The 19398-nt window shown below is 57.9% G+C and carries 18 protein-coding genes and 1 pseudogene; all 19 read right to left on the bottom strand.

Going from position 1 to position 19398, the window contains the following annotated elements:
* Positions 1-10: 10 nt before the first annotated feature.
* The gene (locus GTO91_RS12490; protein WP_161259062.1) at positions 11-1690 is read right to left on the bottom strand and encodes a flagellar hook-length control protein FliK; all 1680 of its coding nucleotides are present in this window, start codon (positions 1688-1690) and stop codon (positions 11-13) included.
* Positions 1691-1804: 114 nt separating this feature from the next.
* Positions 1805-2668, bottom strand: coding sequence for a magnesium transporter MgtE N-terminal domain-containing protein (locus GTO91_RS12485; RefSeq protein WP_161259061.1), 864 nt, complete (start codon positions 2666-2668; stop codon positions 1805-1807).
* An 11-nt stretch (positions 2669-2679) separates the two neighbouring features.
* Positions 2680-3135 (bottom strand): flagellar export protein FliJ, encoded by a 456-nt coding sequence (gene fliJ / locus GTO91_RS12480; RefSeq protein ID WP_161259060.1) that lies wholly within the window; start codon positions 3133-3135, stop codon positions 2680-2682.
* Positions 3132-4433, bottom strand: a pseudogene (gene fliI / locus GTO91_RS12475) (flagellar protein export ATPase FliI). The gene fliJ and the pseudogene fliI overlap by 4 nt, the downstream one beginning before the upstream one ends.
* A gap of 10 nt (positions 4434-4443) precedes the next feature.
* Positions 4444-5232, bottom strand: a complete 789-nt coding sequence (locus GTO91_RS12470) for a FliH/SctL family protein (protein WP_161259059.1) — start codon at positions 5230-5232, stop codon at positions 4444-4446.
* Positions 5225-6235: a flagellar motor switch protein FliG gene (gene fliG / locus GTO91_RS12465; protein ID WP_161259058.1), complete on the bottom strand. Its 1011-nt coding sequence runs from the start codon at positions 6233-6235 to the stop codon at positions 5225-5227. Before fliG ends, GTO91_RS12470 begins: the two co-directional genes overlap by 8 nt.
* 4 nt (positions 6236-6239) lie before the next feature.
* Positions 6240-7814 (bottom strand): flagellar basal-body MS-ring/collar protein FliF, encoded by a 1575-nt coding sequence (gene fliF / locus GTO91_RS12460; protein ID WP_161259057.1) that lies wholly within the window; start codon positions 7812-7814, stop codon positions 6240-6242.
* Between the two features lie 39 nt (positions 7815-7853).
* Complete coding sequence (gene fliE / locus GTO91_RS12455) at positions 7854-8177, bottom strand: flagellar hook-basal body complex protein FliE (RefSeq protein WP_161259056.1); 324 nt, start codon at positions 8175-8177, stop codon at positions 7854-7856.
* Positions 8178-8270: 93 nt separating this feature from the next.
* Positions 8271-8750 carry a flagellar basal body rod protein FlgC gene (gene flgC, locus GTO91_RS12450; protein ID WP_161259055.1) on the bottom strand — a complete coding sequence of 160 codons (480 nt, stop codon included), beginning with the start codon at positions 8748-8750 and terminating at the stop codon, positions 8271-8273.
* A gap of 3 nt (positions 8751-8753) precedes the next feature.
* The gene (flgB, locus tag GTO91_RS12445; RefSeq protein WP_161259054.1) at positions 8754-9167 is read right to left on the bottom strand and encodes a flagellar basal body rod protein FlgB; all 414 of its coding nucleotides are present in this window, start codon (positions 9165-9167) and stop codon (positions 8754-8756) included.
* 276 nt (positions 9168-9443) lie between these two features.
* On the bottom strand, positions 9444-10226 hold the full coding sequence (gene codY / locus GTO91_RS12440) for a GTP-sensing pleiotropic transcriptional regulator CodY (RefSeq protein WP_161259053.1): 783 nt from the start codon (positions 10224-10226) through the stop codon (positions 9444-9446).
* 85 nt (positions 10227-10311) lie between these two features.
* The gene (hslU, locus tag GTO91_RS12435; RefSeq protein ID WP_161259052.1) at positions 10312-11706 is read right to left on the bottom strand and encodes an ATP-dependent protease ATPase subunit HslU; all 1395 of its coding nucleotides are present in this window, start codon (positions 11704-11706) and stop codon (positions 10312-10314) included.
* The gene (hslV, locus tag GTO91_RS12430; RefSeq protein WP_328793805.1) at positions 11703-12263 is read right to left on the bottom strand and encodes an ATP-dependent protease subunit HslV; all 561 of its coding nucleotides are present in this window, start codon (positions 12261-12263) and stop codon (positions 11703-11705) included. Before hslV ends, hslU begins: the two co-directional genes overlap by 4 nt.
* Positions 12264-12288: 25 nt before the next feature.
* Positions 12289-13311 (bottom strand): tyrosine recombinase XerC, encoded by a 1023-nt coding sequence (xerC, locus tag GTO91_RS12425; RefSeq protein ID WP_161259051.1) that lies wholly within the window; start codon positions 13309-13311, stop codon positions 12289-12291.
* A gap of 38 nt (positions 13312-13349) precedes the next feature.
* Complete coding sequence (trmFO, locus tag GTO91_RS12420; protein WP_161259050.1) at positions 13350-14669, bottom strand: methylenetetrahydrofolate--tRNA-(uracil(54)-C(5))-methyltransferase (FADH(2)-oxidizing) TrmFO; 1320 nt, start codon at positions 14667-14669, stop codon at positions 13350-13352.
* Positions 14670-14723: 54 nt separating this feature from the next.
* Positions 14724-16907: a type I DNA topoisomerase gene (topA, locus tag GTO91_RS12415; protein WP_161259049.1), complete on the bottom strand. Its 2184-nt coding sequence runs from the start codon at positions 16905-16907 to the stop codon at positions 14724-14726.
* Between the two features lie 78 nt (positions 16908-16985).
* Positions 16986-18131, bottom strand: a complete 1146-nt coding sequence (gene dprA / locus GTO91_RS12410) for a DNA-processing protein DprA (protein WP_207709024.1) — start codon at positions 18129-18131, stop codon at positions 16986-16988.
* 331 nt (positions 18132-18462) lie between these two features.
* Positions 18463-18771: a hypothetical protein gene (locus GTO91_RS12405; protein ID WP_161259048.1), complete on the bottom strand. Its 309-nt coding sequence runs from the start codon at positions 18769-18771 to the stop codon at positions 18463-18465.
* Positions 18772-18892: 121 nt separating this feature from the next.
* A partial coding sequence (locus tag GTO91_RS12400) for a magnesium chelatase subunit ChlI family protein (protein ID WP_161259047.1) occupies positions 18893-19398 on the bottom strand: 506 nt, incomplete at its 5' end.

The raw sequence follows: 19398 nt of genomic DNA, 5'->3' as shown, positions 1-19398 counted from the left end.
GTGATGACCGTCAGGCCAGGAACTCTACCGTTGTGTCCTCCCGGTAGTAGGCCCGGGTTGCAAAGGAATCGGCTGCAGCATTGCCGGTAACGGTTGCCCCTTCGCCTGTTTGCGTCCCCTTATCGCTTCCCCATCGCTCTGGCGATGATTGACGAGAATCGCCGGCGCCGTGGCGTGAATCGGCACCTTGTTGACTGACGCCGACCTCCACGCGATCAAAACGCAACCCCTGTTCCTCCAGGGACTGTTTTAGTTGATTCAGGTTGGACTCCAGCATCTGCCGAACCTGCGGATTTTCAGCGGCAAAGCGGACAGAGACGATGCCGTTTTCGACGGAAAGGTTGAGGTTCAGCTTGCCAAGGAACTCCGGTTTCAGTTGAATGCGCAGTTCGCTTGTGTCGGCCTTCTTGAGCAGTTCGCTGTTGACCACGATTTGGCGGAATACGTCGGAACGCATGGCCGCTGCGGCTTCACGGCTTATGGCTGGCTTGGCGGAAGTGGAGAAAGCTTCTGAATTTGATGCCATCCGGTTGCCGACTCCCTGGGCCTCATGCAGACGGAAGGGCGCCTCTTCGTTGGTTGCGCCTCCTTTGGTCGCCGTCTGGGCGAAGGGACCTGGATTCTGACCTCCGGTCATCCAACCGGCTGGGTTTTCCCCTTTCCCCTGGGCGGTCGTCGCGACAGGGCTTGCTGTGGACGTTTCTACAAGGGCCGGTTCTCCTGCCGGAAGGGGGTCGGTGGTCGTCGTAACCCCTTGACTGACTGCGGGGTCTGCTGTTTCCTTGCGTAAACCGGCGAGGAGGGCCAGTTGGTTCGGCTGGACCGTCAATAGGGCGGAAGAGGTCTTTGTTTCGGACGCAGGGGTCTTTGCTTCGGTGACGACGGTGTCCGGCATCAGCGGCGCCGCCGTTTGCCCCTGAGACTGCGCGGTTTTTTCCGGCATTTCCGTCAGCGCCAAACCGGAAAAGGCCTTGGTTGCACCTTGCCCTTGGGGCTCCCCCTCGACGTCGCCGGCTACAGGTCGCTCCGGAGCATTCATGGCGAGTAGTGACGGGGTCGGTGGATTGTCCTTCAGCTCTGTTTCCTGGGAGGGAAGCTCGGTCACAGTGACAAGGGGCAGGCTTGCTTCCTCAGAACGATTTTCCTGCGGAACCGGCGCAACGACGGGGATAACTGGAGCATTCACCGCGTCCACAGCGACCTCCGATTCGGCTGCATTCTCTGCAACCTGGCGCTCGACAGGCGCCACCTCTGCCTTTACTGATTCCTTCGGTTTGGATTCAGCCTTGCTCGCTGACGCTTTTGCCCCATCGGCGATGACCGGTTCCGACTTGTCCTTCGTGGCGAGGCCATTACCAGCCTGGTCATGGTCGCGCTGGATCCGGGACCGTTGACTGCTCCTTTCGGTCGCTCTGCTGTCCCGCAAGGCCAACCGCCCGGCTTCGACGCGCTCCCTATTCTGCATGCAGTCGGAATGCCTTTCAGCGCTGCCGGAGAGGAATTGTCGTTGACCCATCCGGTTTGCTTGGGGCTGCGGCAAGAAGCACAGGCTGTCTTGTAGGTAACCGGAAAATCCCTTCCCCGATGGGGGGGCGCTAGCCGTTCCCGTTTTTCCAGTCGTTCCGCCGCCAGCGGAAGGCGCCGAATTGGGTACTTGTGCCAAGCCATTCAGGATGGATAGGTCTGCCATTGATTCACCTCCTGAAGTAAAAAAAACGGGGTTATCTTTGTGACCGAAAGTGTTCTCTCCGGCATTCCCCCTTTCCTCAGCAGCCCCTGTTCATTGGGAAGTTTCAGCCAGTGTTTAGCCGGCGGTTCCCATCAGGTTGACCAGGCGGGCCGCCCGCGTCGGGTTGGTGTAGGTCAAGGCCGACAAGACTTTTCCGGCCGCATCCTGGTTCATCTCCCGCAGAATGGCGGCGATCACATCGTCAGGCAACTGCTCCATCAGCATGGCCGCGTCTTCGGCTTTCATGGCAGCGATGGTTTTCGCTAGGTTCTGGTAGTTGCTCTTCGTAAGTTCGATTTTTTTCAAGTCAGAATCGGTCTTTTCCTGCGCCGCAAGATCGCCGTCACTGGATGCCATGGTCAACCGGGCGGCCCGCGCCGGGTCGAGGGCGGCAGTGATCTTGGCCGCCTTGTCGACATCCATCCCGTTGAGCAGCTTATTGACGACGCCGTCGGGCAGATTCTCCATGATCTTGGCGGCACTCGCCGGTTTCATCACCGACAGCCGTTCCGACAGTTTTTCCAGATCGGCCTGGGCCTGTTTTTCCTTTTCGCTCTGTTCCTTTAGGGCGCTCAGCTGCTTTTCCAGCTCCGCTTTCTGCTGTTTGAGGGCGTCATCCTGGGGAGCGGCGGCAGGCGTCGCTGCCGCTGCCTGCTGCATCTCGGCCAGCTTGGCGTCGAGGGCCTCCTTTTCCGCTTGCAGTTGGGCGATTCGGTGCTCCTCCAGTGTCTGCTGGAACCCCTCTGACGCAGGATCCTTCTGCGGGAAGAAAGAACCGATGACCGGAAGGCTGCGCAATTGGGGAGACAGGTCGATGAGACCGGTCATCTGGGCGGCGGCAAGCCCGGCCAGCAATACGACCGGAAGGGCCAAAAGCAAAAAGAGCGTCATCGTGGACATCCCTTTTTTCTCCCCCTGCGCCGCTCCTGGATCCGCCATCTCTCTCCCCCCTATTCCATAAATTCGTTGTTTCCAATAAACCGGTTGAGGGCCATTTCATCAAGCAGTTTCTGTTCTTCTCTCAACAATGCCTTCTTGTAATCAGCCAGGTGTTTTTCCTTCAATCGCTCCATCACCTTGCGGTCGCGCATCATCTCCAGCAACTTCTGCCGGATCTCGGCCAGTTTGGTCTGTTCCTGCTGTAGTTCCGACTCCTGCCGCGCCTCGAGGGCCTTGAGACGCAGCCAGTACTGGTTGAAGAGCAGTCGCTCCTCTAGATTAAATGGCGCCCCGGGACGAGGCCGAATATTCTCGACGGCTTCGTCCATTTTTTCTCGCACGGCTGCCAGTTCAGTCTCTTTTTGTCGCACAATCTCCTGCTGGCACTGGAGTTCGCCCTTCAAGACATCTTCCTGCCGCAGTTTTAGATCGAGGGCCGTCTGCAGCTTAAACCGAAATGGCTTCATGCGGCGAAGATATCCCGCAACCTGCCGATGGTTTCATCAAAGGGGATTGCCTCAAAAATATCCTGTCTCAAAAATTCCCGGCAGGCCTCGATCTTCTTCAGCGAGTAATCGATCTGGGGGTTAGCGCCCTTTTGGTATGCGCCGATGTCGATGAGATCCTTAGCCTCCCGGTAGGTAGCGAGGACGCTCCGCAGTTGCGCCGCCACGTCGCGGTGCTCCTTCGACACCAGTTCAATCATCACCCGGCTGACGCTGCTCAGGACGTCGATGGCCGGGTAATGGTTCTGTGCCGCCAGGTCGCGGGAGAGAACGATGTGCCCGTCGAGGATGCCTCGGACGGCGTCCGCGATCGGTTCATTCATGTCGTCGCCGTCGACGAGCACCGTATACAAACCGGTGATGGTCCCTTTTTCTGAGGTGCCGGAACGTTCCAGCAGTTTGGGCAACATGGCAAAAACCGAGGGGGTATAGCCGCGCGTGGCCGGCGGTTCGCCAACAGCCAGGCCCACTTCCCGCTGGGCCATAGCAAAACGGGTGACAGAATCCATCATTAAAATGACGTCCTTGCCAAGGTCCCGAAAAAACTCGGCGATGGCGGTGGCGACAAAAGCGCCTTTCAACCGCACCAGCGCCGGTTGGTCTGACGTAGCGACGACAACGACAGAGCGGGCCAGACCTTCCGGCCCCAGGTCTTTTTCGATGAATTCACGGACCTCCCGGCCACGCTCGCCGATGAGGCCGATAACGTTGATATCGGCTGTTGTATTGCGGGCGATCATGCCGAGCAGGGTGCTCTTGCCGACGCCCGATCCGGCAAAGATCCCGAGTCGTTGCCCGCGCCCGCAGGTCAAGAGGCCGTCGAGGGCCTTGACGCCCAGCGGCAGCGCCTAGTGGATGCGCTGGCGTTTGAGCGGGTTGGGCGGCGGCGCTGTCAGGGGATAGTCGCCGGTCGTGGCGATAGGACCACCTTCATCCATGGGGTTGCCCAGTCCGTCCAGGACGCGTCCGAGCAAAGCTTCCCCCACAGCCACCTTTAAGACGTCTCCCGTGGCCAGCACCTGGGACCCGGGACCGATGCCGCCCATCTCTCCCAGGGGCATGAGCAGGGTCTTGCGCTCGCGAAATCCGACCACCTCGGAACGGACACGCTGTTTTCCCGACTGGGTAGAGACAAGGCAAACCTCGCCTAAATTGGCGCTGGGGCCGTCGGACTGGATGACCAGGCCGATCACCTGTGACACCTTTCCGTTGAGTCGCACCGGGTCCATGGTTCGTATCGCCTGCAGATACTTTTGCATGCTCTTCCACCTACCCGTGCATCACTTCTCGGATCACCCTGCGCACCTCTTCCAACTGGGCGTCGATGCGCGCGTCGACATAACCATGATTAGTCTCAATGATGCAACCGCCCAGCGACACCGTCTCATCCTGTTCCACCGCCAAGGTCCGCAACCCTTTGACCATGGCCGTCAGTTCCGGCTTGATCGATTGAATGAGCGTATAATCCTGCGGGTTGACTTTGAGGATCACGGCGCTCATATCGCGCACCTTGTTGAGGGCGTTGGCGGCGATGTGAACCACCACATCCTGCCGGTTGGCAATCTCATAAGCGAGGATCTTTTCCGCGATGGCGATGGCCAGTTCCACCATCTCTGATTCCATATTTTCGATATAGGCGGCTTTGGCCTGGCGCGCCGCTTCCGCTTCATGCCAGGCTTCGGCGACGATGGCTTCCGCCTCCTGCCGAGCCGCTTCCAGTCCTTGGGCGACGCCAAACTGGTACCCTTCCTCGGCATGGCGGCGCCGGATCGCCTCCCCTTCCTGCTCAGCCGCAGCGACGACTGCGGCGGCTGAGTGGTGGGCTTCGGCGATGATAGCGTTCGCCTGTTCTCTCGCTTGGATCATCAATTCCTGAACTGCAATCCGGGTCTCTTCTAGGACCCGTTCCGCCTGCGCTTCCACCGTCTCTTCCGGTTCAAGAGGAGGTGACGGCGTGTCCTCTGTCAACAGCGGCCCGGCAGGGGAAATCGGAAGGAACACTTCCAGCACCTTCGGCGACTCAGCGCGAAAGGCAGCCGATTTGATGACCCTAGACAATCAACTCGTCCCCCCCGCCGCGGGCTACGATGATCTCGCCGGCCTCTTCCAGCTTGCGGATGATGTTGACGATGCGCTGTTGCGCCTCCTCCACATCGCGCAGTCGGACGGGGCCCATGAATTCCATATCCTCACGCAGCATCTCGCCGGCCCGTTTGGATACGTTCCGGAAGATCTTCTGCACCACTTCGTCGCTGGAACCTTTGAGCGCCAGGGCCAGGTCTTTCGTATCCACTTCCCGCATGACCTGCTGGATAGAGCGGTCGTCGAGCATAACGATGTCTTCGAAGACGAACATGCGTTTCTTGATCTCTTCGGCCAGTTCCGGATCCTGGATCTCCAGTGCCTCCATGATCGATTTTTCAGTGCCTCGGTCGACGCGGTTGAGCATCTCGACCACGGTGTCGATGCCGCCGGCGCTGGTGTGTTCCTGGGAGACGAGAGAGGAAAGCTTCCGTTCCAACACCATCTCCACCTCACGGATGACCTCCGGCGATGTGCGGTCCATGAGGGCGATCCGCCGGGCGATGTCGGACTGGCGCTCCGGCGGCAGGGCCGATAGGATGATAGAGGCCTGCTCCGGGTTGAGGTAGGCCAGTATCAAGGCGATCGTCTGAGAGTGCTCTGATTGGATGAAGTTGAGGAGTTGGCCCGGATCGGTGCGGCGCACGAATTCGAAGGGCCGCACCTGCAGCGACTGGGTCAACCGATTGATGATTTCTATGGCCTTTTGGGGTCCCAAGGCCTTCTCCAAGATCTCTTTAGCGTAGTCAATCCCCCCGGAATTGATATATTCCGAGGCCATGAACAATTGATGAAATTCATCGAAGACAGAATCGCGGTGTTCCGGAGTGACCTTGCGGATATTGGCGATCTCCAAGGTCATCTGCTCGATCTCCTCTTCCTTGAGGTGCTTGAACACCTTGGCGGATTTCTCCGGCCCGAGGGAGATCAGCAACACAGCGGCCTTTTGTTTTCCGGAAAGCGTTGACTTGGCAGACACAACATCACCTCGACTCGTCCGCTAACCATGTTTTCAACAGGCGGGCAACCGCTTCGGGATCGCTTTCGCTCAGTTCCTCGATCTTCTCCCGGAGGGCGAGTTTTTCCAGTTCTTCCGGGCTCAGTTCAGGGACAGGCGGCGTGGGCACGGACGTATCGAAGGCCAGCGAGGGGAGCGGTTCCGGCGCTGGCGCGGGCTTGCGGCGGAGATAGGCCCTTCTGGCGAACAACCCGGCCACGACGAGCAGCGCAAGGGCAAGGACGGCGCCGCCGATCATCAGGTAGCGCTGGAAGGCTTTCTCTTCTTCCGCCATCCGGTTCATTTCATCGACGGCGCTCCGGTCGAAAGCCATGCCAAGGACGCTGATCTGTTCCACCCGGTCAGGTTGACCGGCAGCAGGCGGCTGGATAGGATAGCGAATGCCGACGGCCTGCGCGACGGCCTTTTCCAACTGCTGCGTCTCTTCCGGCGTCAGGGTGCGGTTCACCATCACCGATACGCTGAGCCGTTTCAACGATGAGCCCGGCGGCGTGACGGTATGGGTCTCCGTCTTCGGAATCTCGTTGTTGACAATCGAATCAGTTTTCGAATAGCTGCTCGTGTTGTTGTTCGTGGCCTGCTGAGTGGGGATGTTGGCGCTCGTGCCCGGCGTTCCGGATCCAGTAGAACCTTGTCCCGCTTCTTCCGTTTCACGGGTGGAAAGGGGCACCGGTTTGCCGAGTTTCACATCCTTGACTTCCTGCTGAGAAAAGTCCAGTTCCGTGCTGACTTTGACGACGGCGTTCCCGGCGCCGAGGGCGCGGTTCAGCATATCCTGCGCCTTCTGCTCCAGATTGGCCTCAAAGTCCTTCTTCACCTGCATTTGGGTCTTCGCCAATCCATCCAAGTTAACGGATCCGCCGGCCGTAAATAGGCCTTCCGAAAGGACATTGCCCGTATTATCGACGACGGTGACGTTTTCCGGCTTTAACTGCTTGACGCTCCGAGATACGAGATGAACAATGCCACGGATCTGTTTTTCATCAAGCGTGGCGTAAGGTTTCAAGATCAGCATAACCGACGCGGTGGCGTCGGTGGCGTTGCCTTTGAACAGGGAATCCGTCGCCGGAACGATCATCACCCGCGCGTTCTCCACGCCGGGGATGTTTTGCAAGGTCCTAGACAGTTCTGTTTCTGTGGCGATTTTCAGGCGGATCTCTTTTTCTTTCTCCGTTTCCCCGAACCGGCTCTCATTGAAGGTCTCAAAGCCCCAGCCGGTTCCCTTGGGCAGACCGGAGTTGGCCAATTCAAGTCGAAGGCTGGCCTGGTCCTTGGAGGGGACCAGGATGCTTTTTCCGTCTTCAGAAACCTGGAAATTCACTTTCTGTTCTTTGAGTTTGGCCTGGATGGCGCCCGCGTCAGCAGGATCGAGGTTTTGAAAAAGCGGGACATAATCAGGACGGCCAGCCAGATAGACAAACGCCACCAGTGATACGATTATCGCAACGAGGGAGCCTCCCAGAATCAGTTTCTGCTGGCGGGAAAGACGACCCATCAATTCGCTCAATTGGCTGCGCAACCGTTCCAACAATTCACTCATTGTTCAGCAGCCTTTCACCGTGATCTGATACGCATTGTATTAAACTTGCATTCTCATGATTTCTTGATAGGCTTCCATCACCTTGTTGCGCACTTGCAATGTAAGCTGCGTGGCAATCCCTGCTTTTTCTGAGGCGATGACCACTTGGTGCAGATCAATCGGCTTGCCGGCGGCAAGATCGGCAGCGGCTGCATCAGCCTGCTTATGCAGGTCGTTGACATGATTGAGGGCGCCTTGTAAAAAAGCGGAAAAGCTCTTGGGCGTCCCTTCCGAGACCTTATCCCCAACAGCGGGTTTTTCCACCTTTTCCAGGGTGGTGCGATAGGGAAGCAATTGGTCAAAACGAATGGGCAGTCCGTTCATCAGGCCGCCTCCTTAACCATTGATATAATAGCAGACATTTTAGAAAAAGTGTGTAGGTATATAGTACTAATTTTACGGAAATTAGAGCCTCCGTTAACCTTTTCCGATTTCAAGGGCTTTCATCGCCATCGATTTGGCAGCGTTTACGGCGGTGACATTCGCTTCATATGCGCGTGTCGCCGAGATCATATCCACCATCTCGGTGACGGTGTTGACGTTGGGCATGCGGACATAGCCGGCCAGCGGACCGGTGCGGATCGCGTCCGGGTGCTGGGGATCATAGACCGTTTTAAAGGCAGATTCGTCTTCGACGACAGAGACGACCCTGACCCCTCCGCCCGTTGCGTTCCTCCTGTCTTCCGCCGCCGAAAGGGCTGAAGCAAAGCTGTCCGCTTCAGCTTGACGAGCGGCGAAAACCGGGATCTGGCGCCGATAGGGCAACACGCCGTCAGCATCGCTGTTTCCTGTGCGCGTCGTATTCACGTTCGCTAGATTGTTGGAGATGATGTCCATGCGAAAACGCTGGGCCGTCAATCCGGAGGCGCTGGTGTCAATGGAGGAAAGAAACCGCATCGCTTACCGCACCCCCTGAAGAACGTTTTTGATTCCCGATAACTTATGGGAGATCTGGTTGATCATGCCGTTGTACCAGAGTGAGTTTTTCGCCAGCAGCGCCATCTCACGGTCCACATCGACGTTGTTGCCGTCGTTGCGGAAACTCTCGCCTTCCTGCGTGACCACCCGGGCCGACAGGTCGCCGGTCCCCCTATTCAGCGGGATGTGACGGGGATCCGTTCGTTTTCCCGTCATGCCGGAAGCCTCTCGGTCGATGATTGCCGCCAGTTCGTCTTCAAATTGGACCTCTTTTCGTTTGTAACCGGGAGTGTCTACGTTGGCCAAGTTGTCGGCGATCACCTGATGGCGCGTCGACGCCGCGTCAAGCCCCTTTTCCAAACTGCGAAGGATCGGCGTTTCAAGAAACCCTGCCATGCTTTCACCTCATCCTGCAAAAATCGGGCCTTCCGTGGCGCAGATCTATGCCGCCCTCCGGCGGACGGCGTACTTATCCCGGCGATCCATCACCGGGGTCTCACACAATACTGCCTCTCTATTTTCGCTGTCCCTTTGACAAATCCTCTTTTCCTAACACTGCAAAAAAAAAACGAAAAAAGAAGGCTTACCCAATAGGCGCCTTCATTTTTTCTTGTTTATCTGAAATTGTACAAATAATTATGCAACCGGATTAATTTACCGTATTAAATCTGATCAGTGACGCAGTTTTTCCAGTTCTTCCATTAAGTTATCATTGAGGATGCGAATGTAGGTTCCCTTCATCCCCAAGGATTTGGACTCGATCACGCCGGCGCTCTCGAACTTGCGCAAAGCGTTGACGATGACGGAACGGGTGATGCCGACGCGGTCAGCGATCTTCGAGGCGACCAGCAAGCCCTCGTTCCCTTCCAGTTCGGAGAAGATGTGTTCTACCGCTTCCAGTTCGCTGTAGGAAAGGGTGCCGATAGCGATCTGAACGGCCGCTTTTTTGCGGGCCTCTTCTTCCATACGCTCCGCCTTCGCCCGAAGGATCTCCATCCCGACAACGGTAGCGGCATATTCGGCGAGGATCAGATCCTCATCGGTAAACTCCTCATTATATTTGGCCAGGACGAGGGTGCCGAGACGCTGGCCGCCGCCCAGAATGGGTGTGACGGTCATGAGTTTGTGACCATGAGAACACGTTTCTCCATAGTTGAAGACACAGGCGTTCGACACCTGGCTAAAGTTGGCCTGTGTTTCGTTGATGCGGAGCAGATCCTGATTGTAGCTTTCAGGGAAACGTTCCGTATGGTGGACAATGTCAGCCATGATGTCACAGGCAAAATGGGGCATGAAATTAAAGCCAAGGATTTTTCCGCGGCGGCCGATGATGTAACAGTTGGCATTAATCAATTCGCTGGTGATCTTGGCCATTTCTTCAAAGTTGACGGGATGCCCGGCAGACTTTTGAATCAAACGGTTCACTGTACGCGTTTTTTCTAGCAGCGTGCGCATTTTCCCCCAATAGACCTCCCTTATTTGATGTGTATGACGCCGAATATTCGGAAATATTCTATCTAGATGTCTATTATAACGCTTTTCACAAAATATATCTACTTAAATCTTCACGCTGCAAGATTCCTTCTAGCCGGGATTCCACATATTCCTTATCGATGACTACTTTTTTGTCGAGAAGATCGGGGGCGTCGAAGGAGACATCCTCCAGGACTTTCTCCAGGATGGTGTGCAAACGGCGGGCGCCGATGTTCTCTGTCTGGGCATTGACACGATAGGCGATGGAGGCGATCGCTTCTATCGCTTCCTCCTTAAAGATCAGTTCGACCGCTTCTGTCGATAGAAGCGCCACATACTGTTTGAGCAACGAACCCTCCGGCTCTGTGAGGATGCGCTGAAAGTCCTGCTGGCTGAGCGCCTCCAGTTCGACACGCAGGGGAAATCTTCCCTGCAACTCTGGGATCAGGTCGGAAGGCTTGCTCACATGGAAGGCGCCGGCAGCGATGAACAGGACATGGTCCGTCTTGACAGGACCGTATTTGGTCATCACGGTGGAGCCTTCGACGATGGGCAGGATATCGCGCTGCACACCGCCGCGGGAGACATCGGGTCCCTGCCCCCCTTCCCTCGATGCGATCTTGTCGATCTCGTCGAGGAAGATAATGCCGGACTGTTCGGCCCGCTCGACGGCCTCACGGGTGACGGCGTCCATGTCGATCAGCTTTTGCGCCTCCTGGACCGCCAGGATCCGGCGAGCTTCACGGACGGTGACACGCCGTTTCTTCCTGCCCCGGGGGATGATCTGGCCCAGCATATTCTGGATGTTGGCGCCCATCTCATCCAGCCCGGAGCCGGCAAAGATATCGCCGAGCGGCATGGCGTTGTCGTCGACTTCAATCTCAATCCAGTCGTCTTCCAATTCCACACGTTTGAGCTTCTGGCGGATGATGGCCCGCTTTTCTCGCAATTCCGGATCATTGGAAGGGGGCGACGGCTGGTTTGCTTGCCCGCCTCCAAATAGCATTTCGAAGGGATTGGCCATGTTTTTGGGGGCCTTCGGTTGTGGGACAAGGAGTTCGACAAGGCGTTCCTCCGCTTCCTGGTCCGCCCGCGTTTTAACCTCCTCCATCCGTTCCGCTTTGACCATGCGGATGGCCGTCTCCACCAGATCGCGGACCATCGACTCCACATCGCGACCAACATATCCTACCTCTGTAAATTTGGTCGCTTCCACCTTGATAAAGGGCGCCTGCACGAGGCGGGCCAGGCGTCGGGCGATCTCGGTCTTGCCGACCCCGGTTGGCCCGATCATGAGGATGTTTTTGGGGGTCACTTCATCGCGCAGGTTTTCCGGCAGCAACTGCCGGCGGTAACGGTTGCGCAGCGCGATGGCTACGGCTTTCTTGGCGGCCTGCTGGCCGACGATATGGCGATCCAGTTCTTCTACGATATGTTTCGGTGTCAGATTGACGGCGGTCATTTCTCACCCGTCCCTTCGATCTCTTCCAGGGTGATTCGGTCATTGGTAAAGACACAGATCTCCGAAGCGACGACAAGCGCCTGCCGGGCGATCTCTCCCGGCGCCAGGTCGGAGTGGCGAGCCAGGGCGCGCGCTGCCGCCAGGGCGTAGGGTCCGCCGGAGCCGATGGCCACGACACCATCATCAGGTTCGATCACCTCACCATTGCCGGAGATGACCAGCAGGTGGTCGGCGTCGGCGGCGATAATCATCGCCTCCAGGCGGCGCAGGAATCGGTCTGTGCGCCACTCCTTGGCCAGGTCGACAGAGGCGCGGAGCAGGTTGCCGCGAAACTCCTGGATTTTATTTTCCAACTTATCTAGTAACGTCAGGGCGTCGGCGACAGAGCCGGCGATGCCGGCGATGACCTTTCCCTGATAGAGGCGACGAACCTTTTTGGCGGTCGCTTTCATGATCGTCCGATCGCCGAAGGTGATCTGCCCGTCACCGGCAACAGCCACATGGTTTCCCCGTTTCACCGCCACGATTGTCGTTCCCATCATCTTCATCAGGCCCATCTCCTCTCCAACCCCGCGATTGATCCTATGCCCGCGGATGGGTTTTGTGGTATATCTCTTTCAGCCGTTCGGCTGATACATGGGTATAAATTTGGGTGGTGGAAAGTTTGGCATGGCCAAGCATCTCCTGCACCGAACGGAGGTCGGCGCCGCCGTCGAGCAGGTGGGTGGCGAAGGTGTGTCGCAGCGTGTGGGGGCTGATCCCGCGCTGTAATGCGGCGCCGTCGGTGATCCGGGAGAGGATGTCCTGGGCGCCGCGCACGTTGAGTCGCCGTCCCCGGTGGTTTAAAAAGAGAGCCGGCGACACCTCGCGCTGCCGCCGGGCCAACGCAGGCCGTCCCTGCTTCAGGTAGCGATTGATCGCCTCAAGCGCCTGTTCTCCCACAGGCACGATCCGTTCTTTTCCGCCCTTGCCAAGGACGCGAACATAGCCCAGGCTTGCGTCGACGTTGCCCAGATCGAGCCCGCACAGTTCCGCCACCCGCAAACCAGAGGCGTAAAACAGTTCCACCATGGCCAGGTTGCGCAACGCCAACGGTTCATCGCCCGTTCTCCCAGCAGCTGAGAGGAGGCCTGAAACCTCCGATTCGCTTAGCGTCTTAGGGAGCGGCCTGCCCAGTTTGGGCGACTTGAGCCGTTTCATGGGGTGGCTGGTCAGTTGGCCTTCCCGTATCAGGTAGCGAAAAAAGCCGCGCCAGGCGGCCAGTTTTCGCGCCAGCGACGATCGCTCCATCCCAACTGCATAGAGGCGGGTGATGCAGAGGCGCAGGCGATCGGCGGCTACTTCAGGGAGACGGGGCACACCGGAGCCGGTCTGTTCCAGCAGCTCGATCAGTTGCGCCAAGTCGCCGGCATAAGCGCCACAGGTGTGGATGGAGTGATTGCGTTCGGCGGCGAGGTGGCGCAGGTAGCGATCGATCCAACGGTCCCATTCGGCGATTGGCTCCTGGGTGTTTTGAGTGACGCTAATATTGATGTTCCCTGCGATATTCTGATTGTTGTCCTGATCGACTCTCTTCTGGACCTTCTCGCAGTTTTTTTCACCCATGGTCTCACCCGACTTTTCACTGCTTTTGCCGGCGTTTTTTATGGTTCGCTTGCAATAGGGTTCTCCGCCATGAACCGCTCCAACGACTCGAGCGCCCGGCGGGCATGGGCCTGCTGGCGGGGCCGTTTGCCTTTCACTTTTTCTACCAACGGAGGAAAAAGTCCGTAGGTGACGTTCATCGGCTGAAAGTGCTTGGCCTCGGCGGTGGTGATGTAAGCCGACAGAGCGCCGATAGCCGTTTCCGGCGGGAATAGGAGCGGCGTCCGTCCCTGGACGAGGCGGGCGGCGTTTAATCCCGCCACGAGACCGGCGGCGGCTGATTCGACATATCCTTCCACCCCGGTGATCTGGCCGGCGAAAAATACAGACGGATCCTTGCGGAGTTGGTACGTCGGCATCAACAGCGTGGGGCTGTTGATGAAGGTGTTGCGGTGCATGACGCCGTAGCGGACGAACTCCGCCTGTTCCAATCCGGGGATCATGCGGAAGACCCGTTTCTGTTCCGGCCACTTGAGATGGGTCTGAAAACCGACCAGATTGAACATGGACCCTTGTCGATTCTCCTTGCGCAACTGGACGACGGCAAAAGGGCGCCTGCCTGTCCGCGGATCGGTCAGGCCGACCGGTTTGAGGGGGCCGAAAAGGAGGGTCTGTTTTCCCCTTTTGGCCATCACTTCGACAGGCATGCAACCCTCAAAGTAGATCTCTTTTTCAAACTCTTTTAGGGGATGGGCCTCAGCCGTTACGAGGGCTTCGTAGAACCGATCATACTCACTCTCATCCATGGGACAGTTGAGGTAATCGGCGTCGCCTTTGTCATAACGGGAGGCCCAGAAAGCCACCGACAGATCGACCGATTCGGCGTCGACGATGGGCGCAGCGGCGTCGTAAAAGTAGAAATAGTCCTCGCCGGTGAGACCCTGTATGGATTGGGACAGGGCCGGTGAGGTCAAGGGGCCTGACGCGATGATCAAGGGCCGGGCAGCGGGGATTTCCCGGATCTCCTCCCGGCGCAAGGTGATCTGGGGATGGTTGACCAGCTTTTCCGTGATACAGGCGGAAAAGCCTTCCCGATCGACGGCCAACGCCCCGCCGGCAGGCACCGCATGGGCATCGGCGGCTTCCATGATCAGCGAACCGAGCCGGCGCATCTCTTCCTTTAAAAGTCCGACGGCGTTCTCCAGAGCGGCCCCGCGCAAGGAGTTGGAACAGACCAGTTCGGCAAAATCGCCTGTCTTGTGGGCCGGCGTCATCTCGGTGGGGCGCATCTCGAAAAGTTGGACGGGCACGCCCTGCCGGGCAATCTGCCAGGCTGCTTCTGCACCGGCAAGCCCCGCCCCGATGATCGTTACTGTCACTCTATCGTCACCTGTTCTTCTGCGATTTTCGCTTATGGATGATTCAGTCCTTCGCTACACCGGCACGCCGGGTTCAGTGAGTTCACGCCGTTCAACGGGTTCCCCCTGTTCGTCGGGATCCCCAGCCGGCCATCCGGGTGAAGCCCCCTTCTCCCCATCGGGGACCGCCTCTTCATAGCCACATCCCTCGGTGGTGCAGACGCGGCGGGTTCCCAACTTTTTAGACTCCTTTTGCACCAGCGGTTTGGCGCACTGGGGACAGGGCACATTGGTCGGCCGCTCCCAGGAGACGTAATCACATTCAGGATAGTTGGCGCAGCCGAAGAATTTGCGGCCTTTTTTTGTTCGCCGGATGACGACATGGCCGTCACATTTGGGACAGGGGACACCGATTTCCTCCAGCAGCGGTTTGGTGAACCGGCATTCAGGGAAACGGGGGCATGCCAAAAAGCGGCCAAACCGCCCCTGTTTGATGACCAGGTTGGCGCCGCAGACTTCGCACAGTTGGTCAGTCACCTCATCGGCGATCTCGATCTCGCCGATCTTCTCTTCGGCATCCTCCAGGGTCTCCCGGAAGGGTTCGTAAAAATCACGGAGGATGCGCTTCCAATCGGCGGCGCCTTCCTCGATGGCGTCCAGCTTCGCTTCCATGTCGGCCGTAAATTCGACATCAATGATGTCGGGAAAATGCTCCTTCAGCAGATCGACGACGACCTCGCCCAGTTCGGTCAGGTAAAACTGCTTATCCTCGCGGACCACATAACCGCGGGCGACGATGGTCTCGATGATCGGCGCATAGGTGGAGGGGCGGCCGATCCCCTGTTCTTCCAAAGCCCGAACGAGGGTGGCTTCGCTGTAGCGCGGTGGTGGCTGGGTGAAATGCTGCTTCGGATCGATCTTCTGCAGGTCCAGCTTTTCCTCGGCAGACACCTCGGGAAGCAACCCCTCCTCTTCCTTGCTGTCGTCATCTCGCCCCTCGATGTAGACCTTCATGAAACCGGGAAACTTGAGCACCGAGCCGGAGGCGCGGAAACCGAAGGCTCCCGCCTTGATCTCGATCGTCGTCGTATCCATGATGGCGGAACTCATCTGGCTGGAAACAAAGCGCTCATAGATCAATTTGTATAATTTATACTGGTCGTTGGTCACGACCGCTTTCAAGGTCTCCGGTTCGCGGGTTACTGAGGTGGGCCGGATCGCCTCGTGGGCGTTTTGGATTTTGCCCTTGTTTTCGTAGACGCGCGGCTCTGCCGGCAGGTAATCAGCGCCGAAACGGGTCTGGATGTGCAGGCGGACCTCTTCGACGGCGCTGTCGGAAACGCGCACCGAGTCGGTGCGGATGTAGGTGACAAGACCGACGGTGCCCTCTTTGCCCAGGTCAAGGCCTTCATACAATTGCTGGGCGATCATCATGGTCTTGCGGGCCGTAAAACCGAGTTTGCGATAGGCCTCCTGCTGCAAGGAACTGGTGGTGAATGGCGGCGACGGATTGCGGCGCTTTTCCTTCCGCTTGACCTCGCTGACGACAAAGGCCTGCCCGGACAGTTCCCCCAGGACCCGGTCCATCTCTTCGCGGCTCTTGATCTCCAACTTATTCTCATCCTGCCGGACGAGCCGCGCCTGCAGGTTCCCCTTGGCGGCTTTCAATTCCGCCGTCAGGGACCAGTACTCCTCAGGCGTGAAATCGCTGATCTCCTCTTCCCTGTCGCCGATCAGCCGCACCGCCACCGACTGCACCCGTCCGGCGGAAAGGCCTTTGCGAATTTTGCGCCAGAGGAGGGGGCTGAGGTTGTAGCCGACAAGCCGGTCGAGGATACGGCGGGCCTGTTGGGCCTCCACTCGGCTCGTATCGATGGGCCGCGGCTTTTTGACGGCGTTTTGAATCGCCGACTTGGTGATCTCATTGAATTCGATGCGGCAGGGTGTATGTTCGTCGACACCAAGGACTTGGGCCAGGTGCCAGGCAATGGCTTCCCCCTCCCGATCCGGGTCAGGCCCGAGCAGGATCTGGTCCGACTTTTTAGCGGCTGTCCGGAGTTCTTTTAACAGTTCTCCTTTGCCCCGGATGGTGATGTACTTGGGATTGAAGCCCCCGTCCACATCGACGCCAAACTGGCTTTTGGGCAGATCGCGCACATGGCCCATGGAGGCCTTCACCTGGTAGCGGCGGCCGAGAAACTTGCTGATGGTTTTCGCTTTGGCAGGCGATTCGACGATGACAAGCACCTTGTTGGACAACCAGGTCACCTCTTATCTATCAAAACTGATCCATTCCATACTGATCATTCAATCGGGATCCATTTGTTCTATTATAACCTAGCAGGCGACAAAACCGCCGCCCCGCTCCATTTGAACGCGTCCCTTCAATTCCAGCAGGGTCAATGCCGCAGCCACCTCCGACCCGGAAAGGCCCAACCGGGCGGCCAACTCGTCAGCGCTTCTCGGCTCCCAGTCGAGGATTTCCAGGATCCGGCGCTCCGCCTCGGACTGATCGGCCGAAAGGCAATTCTCCGAAAGCTGTTCATCGGAAGGGTGTGCTGCCCCGGAATGCGTTGACAAGGGCAGGCTCAGTTGACGCTGGGCCTCATCGAGGATGTCTTCGACGGTGATGATCAACTTGGCGCCCTGCTGGATCAAACGGTTTGTCCCCATGCTCTGCGGCAGTGTGATCGGCCCCGGCACGGCAAAGACATCGCGCCCCTGCTCTAACGCCTGGTCGGCGGTGATCAACGCACCCGACTTCTCCCCCGCCTCGACAACGATGACACCGTTCGAGAGCCCCGAGATGATCCGGTTGCGCGCCGGAAAAGTGCCCGGTTCGGGGCGCGTCCCCGGCGGATATTCGCTTACCAGAGCGCCCTGTTCCACGATACGGCTGGCCAGTTTGCCATGTTCCGGCGGATAGATGACGTCGACGCCGCCGGCTAGGACGGCGATCGTCCGTCCCCCCGCCTCCAGGGCGCTTTGATGGGCGATTCCGTCGATGCCGCGGGCCATGCCGCTGACGACCGTCCGTCTATGTTGCGCCAGGTCCCTGGCGATGGCAGCGCAGGCTTTCACGCCGTATGCGGAGGGCTTGCGGGTGCCTACGATGGCGAAGGCCGATTCATCCTCGGCCATAAGCTTTCCTCGCACATACAATACGGGCGGCGGGTCGGGGATATTGCGCAACAGCGCGGGGTATTGTTCATCGGTAACGAGGACGGCAGCGATGTCACCCTGGGTAAGGCGTCGCAACAGCGCAGTCACCCGATCAGCGCGTCGCCTCGCCTGCAACGTTCGCTCCCAACCCTGCCGGCTTAGACCGGCCACACCGTCCCAGCGCTCATCAGCAGCCATCCAGGCGTTGCGGGCCGTGCCAAAATGCCCTAAGAGGGCGTAAAACCGCCGAGGTCCGATACCGGGCAGCGCGGACAGAGCCATCCAACTATCTCGCTCTGTCAAAGCCGGAGGGTGGGTCATGGGTCTCGTCCCCTCTCCATCACCGGCGCCCTGATTCCCTGACCTGTCTGGATAATCGTACCATCGAACGATATCTACATTAACGGGTTATCCAATCCCTGTCAAGCAAAGCGCCGAAAAATTGTGGTCATCTTCACAACATGTTGATTTCATGGAGGCGATGCGCTGCGGCGTATGGATAGGATGTTTATCGGCAATGAAATCGCCTACTTATTCGACTGTAATGATAGATTTCCTTTTTGTCCTCGTAACGCATTTTCCGATTATATATAGGAAAATTCGTCATGAAAAAACCCCTCTTTACCGCTTGGGGCAGAGGGGTTGATTCCGCCTAATCTTCCATTTCTCCGACAGCGTTCAGTTCCTCATCAATCTGATTTAAAGCGACGAGCGACTCACACAAGCGCTCCAGATCTAGCATATTCATCGTTACGAACTGGCCCTTGCTTTCAGGAACATCCATGGCCAACCTGGCGGCGGCAACGGCAACATCCCGCAAGGCCTGGCGCTGTTCCCGCTTCTTGGCCAGCAATGCATCGGTGTAAAGCGGCGCTAACTCGGCGTCTCCAGACACCTGATTTCTCAGCTTACGTAATGTAACGATTGCTGAATCGGCAGTGCCAAGGTTTTTCTCTTCCATACCCGACCACCCCACCATTCTTTGCTTAAATGACGTAATTTGACGAAACAATGGTTAAATCCTGCAAAAGATTCTGAATCTGTTCTTTTTCCGGTGGGGCAGTGACCCTTTCTTCGATCCCTTACAGCCGAAACCGCAACGCCTCTGCCAAGTGGATCTTGCCAATCCTCTCGGAGCTGTCCAGGTCGGCAATGGTCCGGGCAACCTTTAGGATGCGATGCAACCCCCTGCCGCTCAGTCCGAGACGCCGGTATGCCTGGGATAACAATGTCTCGCTTTCGCCGTCAAGTTCCGCAACTTTTTTTAACGCTCCCGCATCCAAGTGGGCATTGCAGACCGCCGGTTGGATCTGTAACAGCGGCAGACGCTGTGATAGCGCCCGGTTGCGACGCCACTGCCGCCTCCGGGCCTCGATCACACGGTTCAAGACGGTCTCCGAACTCTCCTCCCCTTCTGGAGGCACTTTTGCAGAATCCACAAGATCGTTGTATGCGGGGCGGGTCACTGACACCTGCAGATCCATCCGATCCCACAGGGGTCCTGAAATCCGGTTGCGGTAACGCTCTACTGAAACAGGGGAGCAGAGGCACTCCTTCTCAGGATCGCCGAGATGGCCGCAGGGACAAG

Source organism: Heliomicrobium undosum (genome assembly GCF_009877425.1).
GTDB classification, from domain to species: Bacteria; Bacillota; Desulfitobacteriia; order Heliobacteriales; family Heliobacteriaceae; genus Heliomicrobium; species Heliomicrobium undosum.
This window is presented reverse-complemented; position numbering and strand designations above follow the sequence as displayed.